The sequence below is a fragment of the Nocardia sp. NPDC001965 genome, from assembly GCF_053594175.1.
The window spans coordinates 57190-77991 of record NZ_JBSFDZ010000024.1; the positions used below are offsets into that span (position 1 = coordinate 57190).

Sequence of the window (20802 nt, forward strand, 5' to 3'; positions counted from 1 at the left end):
TCCGGCCGTGCGCACCCTGCGTACCTCCGCGTTCGCTCCGGCCGTGCGCACCCTGCGTACCTCCGCGTTCGCTCCGGCCGTGCGCACCCTGCGTACCTCCGCATCCGCTCCGGCCGTGCGCGTTATGCGGAACCCCGCGCCCGTCCGCTGCGGACGGGCGCGGGGTGCGCCGAGCGGATGCGGCGGACCGCGTCCGGGTCCGGACGCCCGGTACGGCTCATCGGGCGTCCGGCCGGAGCAGGTCGGTCACCTCGGCGTCCGCGAGCTGGTGGAAATCGCGATACGCTCCACCGACTCCGGCCAGCGCCGCGGGCGCCAGCGGGCACACCACCTCATCGGCCTCGGCGGCGATCCGGTCGAGGGCTTCGGGTGCCGAGACCGGTACCGCGACCACGATCCGCCGGGGCTGCTGGGCGCGGGCCACCCGGCACGCCACCACCACGGTCGCGCCGGTGGCGACCCCGTCGTCCACGATCACCACGGTTCGATCCCGCAACGGCACCGGCGGCCGGTCACCGCGCCACAGGGTGCGGCGGCGCTCCAGTTCGGCGCGCTCGTCCGCCTCGATCGCGTCCAGCCGCCGCAGGTCCACTCCGGTCTGGCGCAGGACATCGACATTGACCACCCGGACCCCCGACTCGCCGATGGCCCCCGCCGCCAGTTCCGGTTGCCAGGGCACGCCGAGTTTGCGGACCAGCAGGATGTCCAGATCGCCGCCGATGATGTCGCGGACCGCCGCCGCCACCGGAACCCCGCCGCGGGGCAACCCGAGCACCAGCGGATGTTCCGCACGCAGGTGCGTCAGTTCGCTTCCCAGCGCGCGCCCGGCGGTCACACGGTCGGCGTAGAGCATTACCTCTCGACGCTACTCGCCTCCGGCGCCGCAACGGCGTATCTGCGCAGGGCAAGGCTCGGATTCGTGCGGCGGACCCGCTGCACCGATCCGGCGTCCAGCTCGGCGAGGGCGATTCCGGGGGCGTCGGCGAGTTCGCTCAGCACCCGGCCTGCCGGATCGACGATCATCGAGGCCCCGGCACCGCGCGGGCCGCACTGGTCGGCCGCCGCCACATAGACGGTGTTCTCGATGGCCCGAGCCCGCAGCAGCGTGGTCCACTGATCGACCTTGCCCGGTCCGGGGATCCACTGCGCGGGCAGCAGCAGAACCTGTGCGCCCGCCGCCGCCAGCCGGCGGAAACCCTCCGGGAATCGGAGATCGAAACACGTCTGCAGGCCGAAGGTGAGTCCGTCGGCGGTGAACAGCGCCGTTTCGTCCAGCGGGCCGGGGGCGACCACCTCCGATTCGCGCTGCCCGAACGCGTCGTACAGATGCACTTTGCGGTAGCGGGCCCGCAGCGATCCGTCCGGGCCGAGCACCACCAGCGTGTTGTGGATCCGTTCGTCGCCCGGCGCGGCCGTCTCCACGACCCCGGCCACCAGATACACCCCGGTCTCGGCGGCCAGTCCGGCGAGCGCCGTGACGAACGGACCGTCGAGCGGCTGCGCGGCCGCGAGGGCCCGCTCGTCGAGCCGGCCGAGCGCGAACATTGAGTACTCGGGAGCGACCACGATCCGCGCGCCCTGTTCCGCCGCCGCCCGCACCGCGGCGGTGAGCGCGGCGAGATTGGCATCGATATCGGTATGCGGTGCGAACTGCACGGCCGCGAGAACCGTCGCGCCCTGGTGCGGGTCCGGGAAGTCGGCGGGGTCGGCGTTCATGCTCACACCGTATGGCCCGGTGGGCCGGACGACCAGGCCGTACCAGTAAACTCCTGGTCAATGAGCACCAATGAGGGCGACGACAGCCTCGGCGAGAACCCGGGCGAGACCGAACCCGAAACCGCCGGACCGTCCTTCGCAGATCTCGGTATCGATGACCGCATCCTTTCGGCCATCGCCGATGTCGGCTACGAATCGCCCTCCCCTATCCAGGCCGCGACCATCCCTCCGCTGTTGGCGGGCGCGGATGTGGTGGGCCTGGCGCAGACCGGTACCGGTAAGACCGCGGCCTTCGCCATCCCGATCCTGATGGGACTGCTGCAGGACCGGCCCACCGGCAAGCAGCCCGCGGCGCTGGTGCTGGCGCCGACCCGTGAACTGGCGATCCAGGTCGCCGAGGCGTTCGGCCGCTACGCGACACATATGCCGGGCACCCATGTCCTGCCGATCTACGGCGGCCAGAGTTACGGCGTCCAGCTGTCCGGTCTCCGGCGCGGCGCCCAGGTCGTGGTGGGGACGCCCGGCCGCGTCATCGATCACCTGGAGAAGGGCACGCTGGACCTGTCGCAGCTGCGCTATCTGGTACTCGACGAGGCCGACGAGATGCTGAAGATGGGGTTCCAGGAGGATGTCGAGCGCATCCTCGCCGATACCCCGGCCGATAAACAGGTGGCCCTCTTCTCGGCGACCATGCCCGCGGCGATCCGCAAGATCTCCAAGCAGTATCTGCGCGAGCCGGTCGAGATCACGGTCAAGGCCAAGACCAGCACCGCCACCAATATCGCCCAGCGCTGGGTGCTCGTCTCGCATCAGCGCAAACTCGACGCGCTCACCCGGATCCTCGAGGTGGAGTCCTTCGAGGCGATGATCATCTTCGTGCGCACCAAGCAGGCCACCGAGGAGCTGGCCGAGAAACTGCGCGCCCGCGGCTTCTCCGCCGCGGCCATCAACGGCGATATCGCCCAGGCACAGCGCGAGCGCACCATCGGCCAGCTCAAAGCAGGCACCCTCGACATCCTGGTCGCCACCGATGTCGCGGCCCGCGGCCTGGACGTGGACCGGATCTCGCATGTGGTGAACTACGACATCCCGCACGACACCGAGTCCTATGTGCACCGGATCGGCCGTACCGGCCGCGCGGGCCGCAGCGGCGAGGCTCTGCTGTTCGTCGCCCCCCGGGAACGGCATCTGCTGAAATCCATCGAACGCGCGACCCGGCATCCGCTGACCGAGATGCAGCTGCCCAGCGTCGACGATGTGAACGCCCAGCGGGTCGCGAAGTTCGGCGACGCCATCACCGAGAATCTCAGCTCCGACAATCTCGCACTGTTCCGTAAGTTGATCGAGGACTACGAGCAGGAGCACAACACCCCGCTGGCCGATATCGCCGCCGCCCTGGCGGTGGCCGCCCAGGACGGCGAGAGCTTCTTCCTCGAACCCGAACCGGAGCCGGTGGAGCGACCGCGCCGGGAGCGGGCGCCACGTCGCTTCGAGGAAGGCGGTTTCGACGCGAACCGCGGCCCGTCCCGGCACCGCGCCACCGATGCCGAACTGGCCACCTACCGCATCAGTGTGGGCAAACGGCATCGGGTGGTGCCCGGTGCGATCGTCGGCGCCATCGCCAACGAAGGCGGTCTGCGCCGTAGCGATTTCGGGCACATCAGTATCCGGCCCGACCACAGCCTGGTGGAGCTGCCCGCCCATCTGCCGGCGGAAACGCTGGAAGCGCTGCGGCGCACCAGGATCGGCGGCGTCCTCATCCAGCTGCAACTCGATTCCGGTCCGCCCGGACATCGCGCGATCGGCCGCGGCCCCCGCCGTGAAGGCCCGAAACGTCAGGATCGCCGGAAACCGCGCTCCTGAATCCACGGCCCGTTCCACCAGGTCGGGCCCGGTGGTTACAGTGGGCCCGACCGGTCCGCGCGTAAAAGCCGGCCGGTGTGTCGTCCGGTCCGTGCGCAGCGGCGGCCGGTATGTCACTGGGCGCAGGAGGGCCGTGGGTGTTCGTTGTCGGTGATCGGGTGGTGTACGACGCCGCGGATCTGGTGCGCGCCGCGCACTGCGAATTCGCGCTGCTGCGTGCCCTCGACGCCGAACTGGGTACGGTTGCCGACCTGCCCGGCGGCGCCGGATACGAGACGGCCGGAGCCGGTCACGACGGGCCCGGGGCGACGGAATTCGACCGCGTACGCGCCGCCGTCCGGCAGCGGTACGCGAGCTCGTTGATCGAGATACCCCGGCCTGTCCCGCTCCCCGCCCTCGCCGGCGCGCACACCGATACCCTCGCCGCTCTCGCCGCCGGGGCCCCGGCCGTGGTGGATCCCCTGGTGTTCGACGGAGAAGTCTTCGCGCACACCGAATTGATGACCCGGACCGGCGACGGGATCCGGCTGCACGGCGTGGGCGGATCCGGACCGGTCGCGACAGCACTGCGGATGACCGTCGCCGCGGCACTGCTCGAGGAGCGGTCGATCCGCGTCGACCCGTGGCTGTCGGTCTATTCGGATACCGGGACCCACACCGTCGATCTCGCCGATACCCGGCCGGTGTACCGGGCCCGGCGGCGCCGGACGACGGCGATCCTGGACGAACACTCCACCGAACTGCTGCCGGTGCAGTGGGGAGACCCGCGTTTCCGGGCCTGCCGGCGCTGTCCCACCTGCCTGGACGCTCGGGCCGAGGCGCGGGATCTGCTGCTGGTCGCGGGAATGGACCTGCCCACGCGCGCCGCGCTGCGCGCCGCGGGTGTCGCCACCATCGACAGCCTCACCACCCGCACGGTGGCCCCACCGGGGATACCCCCGCGAATCCTGGCCCGCCTGCGCGCCCAGGCCGTCGTACAACTGCGGCAGGAGCATTCCGGCCGTGGCGAGTACGTCACCGCCGACCCGGCGGCGCTGGATATGTTGCCGCCCGCCACCCCGGGCGATCTCGCCCTGCAGGTGGCGGAAATCCGGTCGGGTGTGCTGCGGATCGAGATCGCGGCCCGCGATACGGTCCGCCTGACCCGTGAGATCCCGCTCGAATCCCCGCGGACCACGCCGGAGCGGCGGCGTGAGCTGCGTGCCGCCGGGCGCCGCGCTTTCACCGATGTCCTCGCCGCACTCACCGAGCCGCTGCTGGCCGACCCCGATCTGCACATCTACCACTACACCGGCGCGGCTCGTACCTTCCTGCTGCACACCGCCGCCCGCCTCGGCTGCGGTGAGGAGACCGTGGACCTACTCCTGCGCACCGGGACGCTGGTGGACCTGTATCCGATCTTCCGGGGTGCCTTCGTCGCCGGTACCCAGACCTACACATTGCCCGCGATCGCCGCCGTGACCGGTACTGCGCCGGGCGGATCCGACGCCGCTACCGTGCTGCGGCTCGCGGACCGGCTGCGTGACCATACGAACCCACCGCCGGCCGCGGCCCTCGCCGGACAGATCGAGACGCTCGACCGGCTGCTGCGTGAGACACCGCCGGCCCAGCCCTCGTCCACCGAGGCCGCGCTGGCCGAGTTCGCGGCGCGACGAGCGACCACGGATACCACGGCCCCGGTGGAGCCGTATCGGGTCGCGGAGTCGACTGCCGCGCTGCTCGGATACCACCGCCGGGAACACCAGCTGGCCTGGTGGGCACATATCGACCGGCTGACCCATCCGCTCGGCGAGTGGACCGCCGACCCGGGGGTGATGGTCGCCGATTCGGCGGCGGTGGATACCAAATGGCATATCGGCCCCGGCGATACCGTGCGCCGCTTCCTCCGGCTCACCGGCCGGCTCGCCGGGGCGAGTCCGGCTCCGGGGACAGCGGTCGGTGTCGTCTACGAATCCGCGGCCCGCGCTCCCCGGGCCATCCGGACCTGCGGAACCGCTACCGTCCTCGGTTGTTCGGTGGAGGCGGATCTCGCCGATACCGTGCGGTTGGAGGAAACCCTGGCCGCCGGAGCCGAACCACACAGTGAACTGCCGGTCGCGTTGATGCCCGCGCCGCCGGACCCACCGGTCGCCGCCGCGGACGCCATCGAGGATATCGGCAGGCAACTGTTGGTGACATTGCCCGCGATCCCCGGCACCGCGCTGTTCGACCTGCTCGCCCGCCGTCCACCCCGATTCCGTACCGTCGCGGGTCTGCCACCGGCCGCGGACGATCCGCGGGCCGCGATCACCGCAGCGCTGCGCGATCTGGACAACTCCTGTCTCGCCGTGGAGGCGCCGACCGGAACCGGTCGCACCGCCATCCTGGCCGATGTGCTCGGTGCCCTGGTCGCCGAGGACGGCTGGCGTATCGGAGTCGTCGCGCCCACGGCCGCGCCGGTCGAGAACCTGCTCGACGCGGTGGTGCGGGCGGGCGTGCTGCCGGAACTGGTCGCCAAGAGCGATGCGGTGGCCGTGGCACCCGAATGGCTGGTGCTCGAACCCGAACGCTGTCCCCGGTTCCTGGCGAACGCGATCCGCGGCTGTGTGGTGGGCGGTACCCCCGACGATTTCATCGATCCGGCACGTATTCCGCGCGATTCGCTGGACCTGCTCGTGATCGCGGATGCGAACGCCTTCCCGCTGGCGACCACGGCCGCCGTTTCGGTGAGTGCCCGCAACCTGCTGCTCACCGGCGATCCGGCCGCGCGGTACGACCCCGACCCGGGACCGCATCCGGAGCAGGTACACACCCCGGCGCTCACCTGGTCGGCGGGCGGTCACCCCACACTCCCCGCCACGCACGGCTACTTCCTGGGCCTCACCCGGCGTCTGCATCCGGTGCTGAGCGACGCGCTCTCACACCTCTATTTCGACGACCGGTTGCGAGCGGCCCCCGAACCGGGCCGGCCCGCCGACGCCGTCGAACCCGGGATCGCCACGGTGCTGGTGGATCACGACGGCAACAGCACCGCCGCCGATGCCGAGGCTCGCGAGGTGCTACAGCAGATCAGAGACCTGCTGGGACAGTGCTGGGACGACGGCGGCGGACCCCGGCCGCTGCAAGCGCACGATATCGTCGTGGTCTCGCCGCACCGTGCCCAGGTCGGCCGGATCCGGACGCTGCTGGCGCGGGCCCGGTTCGAGGAGGTGCTGGTCGGCACACCGGAATTGCTGCGCGGGCGGGAGGCCGCGGTGGTGTTGGTGTCGCTTGCGGCATCGAGTCCCGAGGACTCTCCCGTACCCGTCGGGGCATTGCTGTCTCCCGCACTCGTACACGATTCGGTGGGCCGGGCCCGCCGCCGAGCGGTGTTCGTGCGCTCGACACTGCTGACCGAATTCCTTCCGGAATCATTGGAAGAATTGGCGAATATCTCCCGCTTCATCCGGCTGGGAAATAACTCGGGCCATCAAGATTTTTTGTAACCGGCCGAGACAGTTCACGTCTGTCCGATGAAATAACCCGGAGTGCCGATGATCGAATCGAATTACCCGGCACGGCCGTACCGGATCGCACCGGCATTCATCCGAAACATTTCCCTTCGCCGCGATAAGTCGGCACCTCGATACGCGATCCGTCGGCGTCCACCAGATACAGCCGGTCGAACCGTTCGCACAGCTCACCGGCCTTGGCGTGCCGGAACCACACCCGATCGCCGATCGCGAGTCCCGCGGCCCCCGACAGCGGAGTCTGCACCTCCCCGGCCCCTTCGGTACCCAGCAACCGCAATCCCTTCGGCCACACAGGTTTCGGAACACGAGAGCCACCGGTCGGCCCGGACGCGATATATCCACCGGCGAATACCGTGGCAATTCCGGCCGCCGGCCGGCGCAGTACCGGAAGCGCGAAATATAGTGCGGGCCTTGGCCGGAAGGACCGATAGTCGTCGAACAGCGTCGGCACGTACAGCCCCGATCCCGCGGTGATCTCGGTGACTCCGGCTGCCGCGGCGGACAATTCGACGGAACCGGTGCCACCGCTGTTGACGATCTCGAGCGGCCCGGTCACCGATCGCACTGCATCCAGCACTGCCGCCCGGCGCCGCTCGATCTCCCGGGCGGATGCCTTCTTCACCAGCCGCACCGGCAGCGAGGTATCCGGGAGCCCGGCTATCTGCGCCTCGTAGGTCATCAGGCCGACCACCCGGAAGCCGCGGGAGGCGGCCGTCCGGGCCAGTTCGGCGGCCTGTTCCGGAGTTCGGATCGGCGACCGGCGCACTCCCAGATGCACGGGCCCGATCCGCAGCGACGCGTCCACATCCAGGCAGATGCGGGGCCGCACGGTGGCCGTGCCGACCGCGGCCCGGATCAGCGCCAACTGCGCGATATCGTCGACCATCAACGTGATCGACTCGGCCAGTTCGGGATCGGCGCCCAGTTCGGCCAGCGCCGCGCGATCGGCGCTGGGATAGCCGAGCAGCACATCCCGGGCACCCCGGCGGACCAGCCAGATCGCCTCGGCGAGCGAATACGACATGAGACCGGCGAACCCTCCGGCGGCGGTCAGCCCGGCGCCGAGCACCTCCTCGAGCACGGCGCGGCAGCGCACCGATTTGCTGGCCACCCGGATGGGCCGCCCGGCGGCCCGGCGGACCAGGTCCGCGGCATTGGCACGCAGGACCGAGAGGTCGACGGCGGCCAGCGGCGGGTCGAGATCGGCGGTGGCCGCGTGCAGGGGGGCAATCGGCGAGGTCGCGCTCACCCCGACCACTCAACCATCGAACTGGTCGAACGTCCAGCTCTACCGGGCGGATATCAGGCGTCGATCGCCCGGGTGACCAGATTGGACACCAGATCGTCGAAGGCCACCAAGACCACCTCGTCGTCGCAATCGGCCAGCCAGCGCAGCACCGAACCCTGCACCACCATGATCACGTAGGACGCCACCGATTCGACCGGCTCGATCCAGCGGGTACCGGACCGAGCGGCGCACAGTTCGAGCCACTCGATCACATCACGCTGCTGGGCACGCTGCCGTTCGGAGATCACCGGGTCGGGCACGTAGTCCGGACCGGAATCCCAATGCCGGCACAGAGACTGCACGGTTTTCGAGTATGCGTGGATCTGCTGCACCGGCGTCGACTTGACCAGCGGCCAATATGCACTCACTCCAGCGTGCAGCAACACTCGCAACGCCCGTAATCCGGTGATATCCAGTACCGCGTCTGCATGATCGACCGCTTCACGCACGGCCGACCGGATCCGGACCTCCGCTATTTCTCCACGTACGCCCAACGCAAGCTCCCTCGGCAAACAACTCGCACACACCGGGCCGAATACTCGGCGCCGAAGTGGCCGGCCGGATCGAGTAGGCATTGGTCGGGAAGTAACAGCCTAAACGATCCGTCTTCTCAATATTAGAAGGTTTTCGGGGTTTGAGAACAGTTCTAACGGGAAACTCATACCCAAAGACTGTTTTGACGGCCCCTTCCGGACCGATTCGCATACCCCGGAACCTCGGTGCACGCGCTCCCGGCCCACCCTGGACCGGCCTCGCGCGAACTGACTACACCGCCCTGGCGCCTCATGGCAGAGACCGACGGCAAGTCTACGACCACACCGGGCCGATCTTCGACGGCTGTGCGGGATCACACAACCCGCACCGTGGGACGCCGGTTAGCCTGATGCGGTGACAAGCTCTCCCCTCGCCGGGCATCTCCGGATCAGCGGCACCTTCAACTTTCGAGATCTCGGCGGATTGCGCATCAGCGGCGGCGGGACGACACGGCACGGAGTACTGCTCCGTTCGGCTCAGCTCAGCCGGCTCGACGACGCCGGGCACGCCACCCTCCGGGAACTCGGCGTGGGCGCGGTCCACGATCTGCGCGGGCACCGGGAGATCGAACGCGCCGGTGCCGATCGGCTACCACCCGAGGTCCGCCTCAGCATCACCCCCTTCGACGACGGTACGGTCACCGCCCCGCCACACGAGGCGGGCGCCGACCGCCAGGATGCCCCGGGCGCCGCACTGGCCTACATGATGGACGTGTACCGCAACTTCCCGGCGCGGCCCGAGGCGCACGCCGCCATCACCGCGCTCGCCGAGGCGATCGTCGCCGACCGGGGTGCGGTCCTCGTGCACTGCGCGGCCGGTAAAGACCGCACCGGCTGGACCATCGCCACCCTGCTGCGGGCGGTCGGCGTCATCGAGCCGGAGATCCTCGGCGATTACCTGCTGAGCAACGAGGCCGTCGCCGAACTGCGCACCTCGCTGAAACACGAACTGGGCGCCGACCTGCCCCAAGCCGTCCTCGAGGTACGTGCGGATTACCTGCGGGCCGGCCTGGAGTCCGGTATCGAACTGCACGGCGACTTCGACGCGTACCTGACCGCGGTGGGGCTCACTCCCGGTCTGCGCGAACGCCTGCGGGAACGCCTGGTCGCCTGACTCAGGCGCTACGCCGGACCAGACCGTCGGCACCGATGCTCACGTGGTCGCCGGTGTGGAACCAGCTACCGGTGAAACGGTCGGCGGTGCGTTGCGGATCGTTCCAGTACCGCCTGGTCACGTTCGGGCCGCGACACAGCAGTTCGCCGTGCCCCGCCGCGGCCCGCGGCCCGCACAGGGCGAGTTCGGTGCCGCCGAACGGGAAACCCAGCACGGCACCGTCGCCGTCCGCGCCCGGACCGGCCGTCGGCCCCAACGCGAGCCCGATACCGCTGGTCTCGGTGGCACCCCACACCGACCACTGCCGGGCGGACGGGAAGACTTCGCCGAGGTCGCGGGCGAGGGCCGGCCCCGGATCACCGGTGTCCGCCGCATCGGCGCGGTGACCGGCGATGCTGACCCGGATCACCCGATCCGTACACAATCCACTGCCCCGGTCCACGGCCAGCTCCGGCAGCAACCCACCGAGAATGCGGGTATTGGCCGCGACCGTGTCCACACCTTCGGTGGCGACGGCCGCCGCGACCCCGGCCCTGTCCTGGGCCAGCACGACCGTCCCGCCCACGGCGAATGTCGGCAGCAGCTGGTCGACACAGCCGCTGGCGTAGGCGAGCGGCTGCAACACCAGGTTCCGCATACCGTCGGTCGGCAGATCCAGGGCGGCGACCATGGATCGGATGGCCGAGAGCAGATTTTCGTTGGTGAGCTCGACCCCGGTGGGGACCCCGCCCGCCCCGGCACCGCTGGTGTAGCAGAGCAGTGCCAGATCGTTGAGCGCGGCGCCGTCGTCGATGAAGGCGGCGGCATCGGGCAGATCGGTGCCCCAGCGCGAATCGCTACGGGTGGCACCGCAGCCACGGTCGGGCGCACCCAATACGAAATCGGCATCGCTGTCGGCGATGACCCGATCGGCCAGTTCGCCGGAGAGCCCGTGATGGACCAGTACCGGCACCGCACCGCTGAGCAGCGCCCCGAGGAACGCCTGGACCCAGCGCACACCGGGCGGCATGTGCACGGCGACCCGGTCGCCGTAGCCGATCCCGTGCTCCTGCAATCCGCCGGCCACCCGCGATGCCGAATGCCACAGTTCCCGATAGGTGAGCCGGCCACCGCCGACCTCGACCACCGCTTCCCGGTTGGAGAACGCGTGGACCTGCAGATCGAGCAGTTCGGTGAGGGCGGGACTGAGATTTCCGTAGCGCAGGATGCCGTCCGCGCCCCGGGACAACGGCGCTGTGGTGCCGGCGTCGACGGTATGGAATTCCACCAGGTCCGGCCGGGCGGCGGGCGGACCGCAGGAGCGTTGCCCGGGCGCGGACGGCCCGGCCCCGGGCCCGATGATCGTGGTCGTACCGGCTTGCATCGGACCTCCGCACAGTCGAACAGTCAGGCACCTGTGACTATATGACCCAGATCACAAATACGGGTGCGGAGTCGGCGAATCGCCGGAATCGATTATCGAATCGTCATCCGCGTCGCGCTCGGCCGGCGGACCGGGCGGCGCCCGGTCCGGCGGTCACCTCGTATCAGCGCCCACGGAAGGTCGCCTTGCCCGGACCCAGCTCCAGGAAACTACGCACCGCCTGCGGCAGATCCTCGGTCTCGAACAACTCACCGGACACCTGCGGCGTCACCGCATCCGCGTGCGCCACCCCGCCCGACCGCCACGCCTCCACAATCCGTTTGGTCGCGGCGTGCGCGCGTGTGGGCCCGTCGGCCAGCCGGTGGGCCAGCGCGACGGCCGCACTGTCCAGATCCTCGTGGATCTGATTCACCACACCCCATTCGCGCAGAGTCTGCGCGTCGTACAGATCGCCGGTCATCACCAGTTCACGGGCCCGCCCGGATCCGGCCCGCTCGGCCAGCCGCTGCGGGCCGCCCATCGACGGGGTCAACCCCACCACGATCTCCACCAGCCCGAACTTCGCCTTCGGCGCGGCCAGGATCAGATCACACGCCAGCGCGATCTCGAACGCGGCGGTGAGGGTGAGGCCGTGCGCCGCGAACAGCACCGGGCAGGGCAGCGCCTCGAGCGGATGACCGATCCGGGCGAACAGGTCCTGCCACAACTGTGCGCCCTGGGCGGCGGTCAGCCCGTCGAAGGTGTGCACATCGACCCCGCCCGAGACCACCTTGCCCTCGGCCCTGATCAACAAGGCCCGCGGCGGCCGTGCCGACAACTCGGCGATATCGGCGACCAGCGCGTCGAACATGGCCTGATCGAACAGGTTCAGGGGCGGGCTCGCCAGCGTGAGAGTGGCGACTTCGGCACCGTGCTCGGTGACCGTACGCTCCAGCCGGGTGGGTCCGGTATCGCTCGTGTTGTGTCCACTGGCCATATACGAGGACCCTACGGCCCGTGGACCGGCCCTGCGAGACTGGTGTCATGACCGATTCGGAAACCGCACAGGGCACCTACGTCGAACCGGGCGAATTCAAACGCGACACCAACTACATCACCACCCGGATCACCGCCGACGGCCGCGACGGCTACCCGGTCGAACCGGGCCGATACCGGCTGGTCGCCGCCCGCGCCTGCCCGTGGGCCAACCGCACCCTGATCGCGCGCCGCCTACTGGGCCTGGAATCGGTGCTCTCGCTGGGTCTGTGCGGACCGACCCACGACAAGCTCAGCTGGACCTTCGACCTGGACCCGGGTGGCATCGATCCGGTGCTGAAGATCCCCCGCCTGCGCGATGCCTACCTCGCCCGCTTCCCCGACTACCCGCGCGGTATCACCGTCCCGGCCATCGTGGACGTACCGACCGGACAGGTCGTCACCAACGACTACCCGCAGATCACCCTCGACTTCTCGCTCGAATGGTCCGAGTACCACCGCGAAGGAGCACCGGACCTGTACCCCGAGGCCCTGCGCGCCGAAATCGACGAGGTGAACGCCCGCGTTTTCCGCGAGGTCAACAACGGCGTCTACCGCTGCGGTTTCGCCGGGTCCCAGGACGCCTACGACGCCGCCTACGATCGGCTCTTCACCGCCCTGGACTGGCTGTCGGACCGCCTGGCCGGACAGCGGTACCTCGTCGGCGACACCATCACCGAAGCCGATATCCGGCTGTTCACCACCCTGGCCAGGTTCGACCCGGTCTACCACGGCCATTTCAAATGCAATCGCAGCAAACTCAGCGAAATGCCCATCCTGTGGGCCTACGCCCGGGACCTCTTCACAACCCCCGGATTCGGCGACACGATCGACTTCGCGCAGATCAAGGACCACTACTACAAGGTCCACACGGATATCAACCCGACCCAGGTGGTGCCCAAGGGCCCCGACCTCGCCGACTGGCTCACCCCCCACGGCCGCGAAGCCCTCGGCGGACGCCCCTTCGGCGACGGCACACCCCCACCCCCACCGATCCCGGGAGAGGTCGTTCCGGAGGACCACGGAGCGCGGTAGCCATCCCCGAGGTTCCGGCCGTACCGGGCCGGCTCGAACCCGAGGGCGCCGAGTGGGTCACGGGCCCGTCACCCGCACCGCTGATTGATGCGGTCGCGAAGGTCGGATGGGCCCGCTCGGATGGGCCCGCTCACGCGGCTGGCGGAAGGCCGGCGGAAGAGATGCGAGGTCACCGGCAAAGGGCGACAGGTGTGCTGCGAGGTACAGCCGCACGCGAAGGACGCGACCCCCAGGAATCACGCGCACCCACCCGATGTCCTGCGATCGACCGGGCAGCGAAGACTGTGGTGATCAGCAGGTCGTATGGGGCCCGCATGCCGACCGGATGTCGAATGCCGACATAACCCAGTGCGTCGAGTTTTACGAGACACCTGAAAGGGTCGAGGCCCGTCTCGCCCTTGGCCGAAGGTGCTCAGGCGGCTGCATTCCCCCGGATGGCCGACCGCACGTCGCATGAGCCGAAGGCTCGAGTCTCGCGAGGCCTGAACGGCGAGACTTCGGGGGCCTCAACCCCCGCGCGCGCCGGCGCGCCGAAACACAGCGCCGAAAACACAGCTTCGGAACCGCCGGGCCGGGTAGTCCGTTACCAGTCAGAGCGAACGGACGGCCGCTGTGCCCTACAGTGCACAGAGGCCGAAGAGGAGGGATGACGCCGTGCGTAACGGGGCATTGGAAAAGGCCGTGGTCGAGGCACTGGACCACGGTTCCCGGCTACAAGCACCCGCCGTCGCCAAATACGTGGCGCGTTTGCGGCGCGCCCATCCCGACGAGTCGCCCGCGCAGCTCGTCGAACGGCTGGAGCGTCAGTATCTGCTGGCAGTGACCGGAAGCGGTAGCGCGGTCGGCGCGTCGGCCGCCATTCCCGGGGTGGGCACGCTCGCCGCGTTGGCGGCGGTGAGCGCGGAAACCACGTTCTTCATGGAGGCGTCGGCGCTGTTCACCCTCGCGGTGGCGTCGGTGCACGGGGTCAAGCCGGAGAACACCGAGCAGCGGCGGGCATTGGTGCTCGCGGTGGTGCTGGGTGACACCGGGATGGAGATCGTCCAGAAGAGTGTCGGTACCTCGGCCAAGAACTGGGGCACCGTTTTCGCGAACAAGATCCCGGGTCTGGCGGGGATGAACGATTCGCTGTTGAAGCGGTTCATTGTGCGGTTCATCACCAAGCGCGCCGCGTTGATGGCGGGCAAGGTGGTCCCGGCCGGGATCGGCGCGGTGATCGGCGGTGTCGGTAACCGGGCACTCGGTAAGTCCACTGTCGGCAACGCGCGCAAGGCGTTCGGGCCCGCCCCGGCGTACTTCGCGGACGAGATGGTGATCGACGCGGCGGAACCGCCCGCGCTGGACCCCCCGAGAAAATCACTGTCCCACGATGATTCGATACATCCGCAGCACGACGAGGCCGTGGTGCGCCGGCCCGGCCAGCACCCCCCGGCCGGATCCCGGTGACCGCGGCTGCGCGCCCGGCGATCATCGTCCGGGGTATGAGCAAGCGGTACGAGGATTTCGGGATCGGCGCGCAGGACATCTCCTTCGATATCGAATCGGGGACCTGTGCCGCACTGGTGGGGCCGCCCGGGTCCGGGAAATCCACGGTGGCCGGGATCCTGTTGGGTCTGCTTCCGCCCACCGCGGGCCGGGTCACGCTGACCGGCGGCCGGAGCAGTTCGGCGGTGGGCGCCGTGCTCGCGCCGCGTGGTCTGCATCCGCGTCGCACGGTCCGCGACCATCTGCGGGTGTACGCGGCGGCGGCCGGCTGCCCGGACAGCCGGGTGCGCACCGTATTGGACATCACCGGTCTCACCGACCGCGCCCGGACCGTTCCCGACGACCTCACCCCCGGCGAGACGACCCGGACCGCCCTGGCGGCGGCGCTGCTGCCCGACCCGCGGTTGCTCATCCTCGACGATCCCGCCGCCGGGATGCAGCTCGGGGAACTGTCCTGGCTACAGGGCTTCCTGCGTGGTCACACCCGGCGGGGCGGCACGGTGTTGTTCACCACGCCGAGTCTGGTGACGGCGCTGCCCATCGCCGACCATCTGGTGGTGTTGAGCAACGGATCGGTGGTCTATCAGGGCAGTCCCGCGCGATTACGGCGGCGTAACCCGGACCGCCTGGTCGTGGCGTCCTCGTCGTCGATCGCCGTCGCGACCGCGCTGGCCGCGCGCGGTTTCACCGATGCGGTCATCCGGCCCGACGAGCAACTGGCCGTAGCGGAGGCAACCGAGGCCGATATCGTTGCCGCCGCCCGCGCCGCCGAGGTGCGGTTGCATCGGATAGTCGCCGACCGCATCCATCCCGACCGGGTGCTCGCCTCGCTGACCAACGCTGCCGCGCCGCAGCCCGCGGGGCCCGGTATGCCGCCGCCCACCTCTCTGCCGTACGGGGTTGCCCGATGATCGATGTCGTACCAGCGGAACTGATTCCGCCGGTTCTGTCCGAGTACCGCAAAACGGTGACGCTGCGCTACCCCCGGGTGCTGGCCGGGGCACTGGTCGCGACAGCGGTCGTGGCCTCGTCGGTGACCGCGATCCTGGCCGGACCTCGTGACCCGGCGGGCGAGCCGGTCACCGGTAGCGCCACCATCGGCCTGTACCTGGCCTTGTTCGCGGTGATCGTGACCGCGGCGGGATTCGCAGCGGCGGGCGCGGCGGGCGAACACCAGCACAACACCCTGGTGATCACCGCCCTGTTCACCGTGGATCGAGACCGATTGGCCGGATCGAAATATCTGGTCACCGCCGCATTCGCGTTCGTGGCCGCCGCGGCGGTCGAGATCGTGGCGGTGGTGTGCCTGCTGCTGTTCGGCCGCGGAAAATTCGAGATCACGGCCGCATTGTTCGGCGTACTCGGTGGCGGACTGCTCGCCGCGGTCTGCTGGGCGGTGATCGGCACCGGCATCGGCCTGTTGCTGCGCTCTCCGGCGCTCGCGGTCGGCGCGGTCCTGGTCTGGGTGCTGCTCGCCGAACCGCTGCTGTGGGTGGTGACCGCGGGTATCGGATTGCCGGGCGTGGCCACCCTGCTGCCCGGATCGGCCACGCTGAGCACGGTGCTGGCCGGATCGTTCGCCGACAGTGACCTGCTCGCCCCGGCCCCGGCCGCGATAGTGGTACTGCTGCTGTGGTCCATCGGGATCGGCGCCGCCGGATGGTGGTCGCTGCGCCGGGCCGAACTCTGAGGTTGTGTTTATCTGCCCCGCCTTCGGCGGGGCGGGCAGGGCCCTCGTGACCCCGGTTCTTCACTCCTCCGCTCCTCCGCTTCACTCCCCCGCTCCGTCGCTCCAGAACCGGGGCGGGCCCCGCCTTCGTGGTGGGCCTCGCCCTTGTGGTGGGCCTCGCCTTCGGCGTCGGGGCGGGGCCGGTTCTGTCGGCTCGGGGGCTCGACTCCGGTGCTCGGTCGCTGGGCTCTCCGGCTCCGTCGCTCCAGAACCGGGCAGGCCCCAGCTTTGTCCTGCGCGCCCTCGGCGTGATGTCGGGCTCTACCGATGTCGGCTCCACCCCGGCGATCGGTCGCTCCGGAGCGAGGCCCGGCTGTGACCCGGCCCTCCTGACTGTGTCGACGGCGCGGCTGTCGGGGACCCCTGGCCGCGTGGTCCGGGAACAAGAGCGTGTCACCGGGCGTCGTTATGGTCGATGACAGGTTCTGGTGAAGGGGGGAGTATGAGCGGCGGCGCGCGTCCGGGATGGCTCCGCAGGTTGTGGTCGGAGTGCCGGCGCTATCGCGGCACGCTGGCCGGTATCACGCTGGCTCTGCTGGCCGGCGCGGCGGCCGAGATCATCGCACCGCTGCTCACCAAATGGGCGGTCGATTCGGCGACGAGCGGCGCCACCCGGGTGATCGGTATCGTCGCCGGGCTGCTGGCCGCGCTCGCGGTGGGCCGGTTCGCCGCCTCGTTCGGGCGGCGGATGCTGGCCGGGAAGCTCTCCCTCGACGTACAGCACGGGTTGCGGTTGCAGCTGCTCGGATCGTTGCAGCGACTCGACGGTGCCGGGCAGGACGCGTTGCGCACCGGTCAGGTGGTGTCGCGTTCGATCACCGATCTGCAGTTGGTGCAGTCGCTGCTGGCGATGGCACCGCTGTCGGGGATGTCGTTCCTGCAATTCGTGCTCGCCGCGGCGGTGATGCTGTGGCTGTCCCCGCCGCTGGCGGCGGTGGCGCTGCTGATGGTGCCCCTGGTGATCGTGGTGGTGTACCGGATGCGGCCCCGGTTGCACGCGGCGACCTGGTCGGCGCAGCAGCGGGCGGCCGAACTCGCCCAGCATGTCGAGGAGACCGTCACCGGGGTCCGGGTGGTGAAGGGTTTCGGGCAGGAAGCCCGGATGGTCGATGTGCTCGAGCAGCACGGGCGCCGGCTGTTCGCCGAACGGATGCGCGCGGCCGGGATCAACGCCCGCTTCTCCCCCACGCTGTCGGCGATCCCACAGGCCGGTCTGGTCGTGGTGATCGCGGTCGGCGGCTGGCTGGCGCTGCACGGCCGGATCGGGCTCGGCACCTTCCTCGCGTTCAGTGCCTATGTCACCACGATGACCACCACCGCCCGCACCATGGCCTCGGTGATCATCATGGCCCAGCTCACCCGGGCCGCCGCCGAACGGGTGTACCAGGTGATCGACGCGGGTCCGGCGGTGGCCGATCCACCCCGGCCGGTTCCGGTGCCGGACGGCCCGCTGGGTATCGAGCTCGACGGGGTGAGGTTCGGCTTCGATGCGGCGCAACCCGTGCTGCGCGATCTCGACCTGCGGGTGCGGCCGGGTGAGACGGTGGCGATCATCGGACCGGCGGGATCGGGCAAGACCACCCTGTCCCTGCTGCTGCCCCGGTTCTACGCACCCGATGCGGGCCGGATCCGGCTGCTGGGTACGGGCACGGCGAAGCCGGTGGACATCGCGGATGTGTCGGCCGCGCAACTGCGGGCAGCGGTGGGCGTGGTCTTCGACGACCCGTTCCTTTTCAGCTCCAGCGTCGCCGCCAATATCGCGCTCGGCCGGCCGGAGGCCACCGATGCCGAGGTCCGGGACGCCGCGCGGCAGGCCGCGGCAGACGAGTTCATCGAACAACTACCCGACGGCTACGACACCGTGGTCGGTGAACGCGGTCTCACGCTCTCCGGCGGCCAGCGCCAACGCATCGCTCTGGCCCGGGCGCTGCTGGCCCGGCCGCGCATCCTCGTGCTCGACGACGCCACCTCGGCGGTGGACGCGGTCACCGAGGCCGCCATCTTCGGTGCCCTGCCGGACGAGGGCGCCCGCACCACGATCATCCTGGCGCACCGCGAATCCACGCTGGCCCACGCCGACCGCGTGATCCGCCTGCCCGAACCGGATACCGTCGCGGTGGCGGGGCCGGTCTACGTGGCCGACCGGCTGCCACCGGCCGCGGCCGCCGACCGGTTCGGTCCGCCGGCCGACCTCAGCGCGACACCCGAACTACGGCGCGCCATCGAACGGCTCCCCGCCGCCACCGAGCGGCCGCAGCTGGACGAGTCCCGGCTGCGCGAACCGGACCCCGGCTTCCGGCTGGGCCGGCTGCTGTGGCCGGTGCGGGCGCTCGTGCTGGCCTCGGTGGCGCTGCTCGCGCTCGACGCGCTGATCGGGATCGGTTTCCCGCCGCTGGTCCGCCACGCGATCGACGCCGGGGTCACCGGCGCGCAGCCGTCGGCGCTCACCTGGTCGGCGGTGCTCGGCACCGGACTGGTGCTCGCGGGCTGGGTGGTCGCCGCGGCAACCACCCTGCTCACTTCCCGCACCGGGGAGCGGGTGCTGTACGGGTTGCGGGTCCGCAGCTACGCGCACCTGCAACGACTCGGCCTCGACTACTACGAGCGCGAACTGTCCGGCCGGATCATGACCCGGATGACCACCGATGTGGATGCCCTGTCCACCTTCCTGCAGACCGGAGTGTCCACCGCCCTGGTGAGTGTGCTCTCGCTGGCCGGTATCGCGGTGGCCCTGCTCGTGATCGACCTGCAGCTCGCGCTGGTGGTGCTGCTCGGCGTGCTGCCCCCGCTGATCATCGCCACGGTGGTGTTCCGCCGGGTCTCCTCGGTGGCCTACACCGTCTCCCGGGAGCGGGTCTCCACGGTGAACGCGGATTTCCAGGAGAACATCGCCGGGTTGCGGGCGGTTCAGGCCAATCGGCACGAACGGCTCGCGGCGCACCGGTTCGCGGAGTATTCGGCGAAGTACCGGCGCAGCCGGATGCGGGCCCAGCGCGCCATCGCGTTGTATTTCGCCTTCGTGGCGTCGTGGACCGATCTGGCGCTGGCCCTGGTCGTGTTCACCGGTGCGCACGCGGTGGCCGACGGCACCACCAGCACCGGAACCCTGGTCGCGTTCGTGCTGTATCTGGAGCTGCTGTTCGGCCCGGTTCAGCAGTTGTCCCAGGTCTTCGATGGTTATCAGCAGGCCCGGGTGGGCCTGCGGCGGATCGGTGAGCTACTGCGCACCCCGTCCTCGATCGCCGCGGATCCGCCCGGCGCCGATCCGATCGCCGCGGGTCTGCGGGGCGATCTGGCCCTGGACGCGGTGCGCTTCCGCTACCCGGGTACCGAGCGGCCGGCGCTCGACGATGTGGATCTGGCGGTCGCGCCCGGTCGATCGCTGGCACTGGTCGGCGCGACCGGCGCCGGGAAATCCACCATCGTCAAACTGCTCGCCCGCCTCTACGACCTCTCCGGTACCGATACCGGCGCGATCCGGGTGGACGGCGTCGATATCCGCGACTATCGCCTGGACCGCTACCGGTCCCGGCTGGGGATGGTCCCGCAGGAAGCTCACCTCTTCACCGGCGATATCGCGAGCAACATTGCATTCGGGAAACCTTTCGCGACCGAAACCGAGATCGAGGATGCGGCCCGCGCGGTGGGCGCGCGGGAGATGATCGCGGGTCTGCCCGGTGGATTCCATCGGGCCGTGGGCGAGCGCGGCCGCGGCCTCTCGGCGGGTCAACGTCAGCTCATCGCGCTCGCCCGCGCCCAGCTGGTCGATCCCGATCTGTTGCTGCTCGACGAGGCCACCGCGACCCTCGACCCCGATACCGAGGAGAAAGTGCTGGCAGCGACGGGGTCGCTCGCCCGTAACCGGACGACAGTGGTCGTCGCGCACCGGCTGGCGACGGCCGCGCGGGCCGATCGGATCGCCGTCGTGGAGCACGGCCGGATCGTGGAAGCCGGTACGCATACCGAGCTCGTGGCGGCCGGTGGGCACTATGCCCGCCTCTGGACAGCGGCCGGAAGCGGCGAAGGAATATTCTCGGACGAGGACGAGTCGTCAACAATGAGGTCGGGGTAGTCCGGTGGTCGGTGACCGGGTGGATGTGCGCGGGGGCATATCCTCGTCGGAGGGCATATCGGTAACCATCCACCGAGGCCCGGTGCCGGGCACGTCACA

14 protein-coding genes are annotated in these 20802 nt (G+C 70.0%); 8 read left to right on the forward strand and 6 right to left on the reverse strand.

Going from position 1 to position 20802, the window contains the following annotated elements; all coding sequences use genetic code 11:
- Positions 1-217: 217 nt before the first annotated feature.
- Together ACWCPQ_RS26390 and ACWCPQ_RS26395 are read right to left on the reverse strand one after the other, a co-directional pair.
- Positions 218-853: a phosphoribosyltransferase gene (locus ACWCPQ_RS26390; RefSeq protein WP_449903565.1), complete on the reverse strand. Its 636-nt coding sequence runs from the start codon at positions 851-853 to the stop codon at positions 218-220.
- Positions 853-1716 (reverse strand): carbon-nitrogen hydrolase family protein, encoded by an 864-nt coding sequence (locus tag ACWCPQ_RS26395; RefSeq protein ID WP_449903567.1) that lies wholly within the window; start codon positions 1714-1716, stop codon positions 853-855. The genes ACWCPQ_RS26390 and ACWCPQ_RS26395 overlap by 1 nt, the downstream gene beginning before the upstream one ends.
- Positions 1717-1776: 60 nt before the next feature.
- On the opposite strand from ACWCPQ_RS26395, the gene ACWCPQ_RS26400 reads away from it, so the two are divergent.
- Both ACWCPQ_RS26400 and ACWCPQ_RS26405 read left to right on the forward strand, forming a co-directional pair.
- Positions 1777-3579: a DEAD/DEAH box helicase gene (locus ACWCPQ_RS26400; RefSeq protein WP_449903570.1), complete on the forward strand. Its 1803-nt coding sequence runs from the start codon at positions 1777-1779 to the stop codon at positions 3577-3579.
- A 137-nt stretch (positions 3580-3716) separates the two neighbouring features.
- On the forward strand, positions 3717-7043 hold the full coding sequence (locus ACWCPQ_RS26405; RefSeq protein ID WP_449903573.1) for an AAA domain-containing protein: 3327 nt from the start codon (positions 3717-3719) through the stop codon (positions 7041-7043).
- A gap of 97 nt (positions 7044-7140) precedes the next feature.
- Here the strand turns inward: ACWCPQ_RS26405 and ACWCPQ_RS26410 are convergent, their stop codons facing one another.
- Positions 7141-8328: an amino acid deaminase/aldolase gene (locus tag ACWCPQ_RS26410; protein ID WP_449903575.1), complete on the reverse strand. Its 1188-nt coding sequence runs from the start codon at positions 8326-8328 to the stop codon at positions 7141-7143.
- Positions 8329-8372: 44 nt separating this feature from the next.
- Positions 8373-8852 (reverse strand): TetR family transcriptional regulator, encoded by a 480-nt coding sequence (locus tag ACWCPQ_RS26415; protein WP_449903578.1) that lies wholly within the window; start codon positions 8850-8852, stop codon positions 8373-8375.
- Between the two features lie 394 nt (positions 8853-9246).
- On the opposite strand from ACWCPQ_RS26415, the gene ACWCPQ_RS26420 reads away from it, so the two are divergent.
- Entirely contained in the window at positions 9247-10005 is a 759-nt protein-coding gene (locus ACWCPQ_RS26420; RefSeq protein ID WP_449903579.1) for a tyrosine-protein phosphatase, read from the forward strand.
- A gap of 1 nt (position 10006) precedes the next feature.
- Here the strand turns inward: ACWCPQ_RS26420 and ACWCPQ_RS26425 are convergent, their stop codons facing one another.
- A complete protein-coding gene (locus ACWCPQ_RS26425) occupies positions 10007-11368 on the reverse strand; it encodes a class I adenylate-forming enzyme family protein (protein ID WP_449903582.1) in 1362 nt (453 codons plus the stop codon).
- 163 nt (positions 11369-11531) lie between these two features.
- On the reverse strand, positions 11532-12344 hold the full coding sequence (locus tag ACWCPQ_RS26430) for an enoyl-CoA hydratase/isomerase family protein (RefSeq protein ID WP_449903584.1): 813 nt from the start codon (positions 12342-12344) through the stop codon (positions 11532-11534).
- Positions 12345-12391: 47 nt separating this feature from the next.
- Between ACWCPQ_RS26430 and ACWCPQ_RS26435 the strand changes: the two genes are divergently transcribed.
- The 5 genes from ACWCPQ_RS26435 (at position 12392) to ACWCPQ_RS26455 (ending at position 20703) form a co-directional block, all read left to right on the forward strand.
- Positions 12392-13417 (forward strand): glutathione S-transferase family protein, encoded by a 1026-nt coding sequence (locus tag ACWCPQ_RS26435; RefSeq protein ID WP_449903586.1) that lies wholly within the window; start codon positions 12392-12394, stop codon positions 13415-13417.
- Between the two features lie 669 nt (positions 13418-14086).
- The gene (locus ACWCPQ_RS26440) at positions 14087-14863 is read left to right on the forward strand and encodes a hypothetical protein (RefSeq protein WP_449903634.1); all 777 of its coding nucleotides are present in this window, start codon (positions 14087-14089) and stop codon (positions 14861-14863) included.
- Positions 14864-14898: 35 nt separating this feature from the next.
- Positions 14899-15813, forward strand: coding sequence for an ATP-binding cassette domain-containing protein (locus tag ACWCPQ_RS26445; protein WP_449903588.1), 915 nt, complete (start codon positions 14899-14901; stop codon positions 15811-15813).
- Positions 15810-16592 (forward strand): ABC transporter permease, encoded by a 783-nt coding sequence (locus ACWCPQ_RS26450; protein WP_449903592.1) that lies wholly within the window; start codon positions 15810-15812, stop codon positions 16590-16592. The genes ACWCPQ_RS26445 and ACWCPQ_RS26450 overlap by 4 nt, the downstream gene beginning before the upstream one ends.
- Positions 16593-17073: 481 nt before the next feature.
- Entirely contained in the window at positions 17074-20703 is a 3630-nt protein-coding gene (locus tag ACWCPQ_RS26455) for an ABC transporter ATP-binding protein (protein WP_449903595.1), read from the forward strand.
- Positions 20704-20802: the final 99 nt, after the last annotated feature.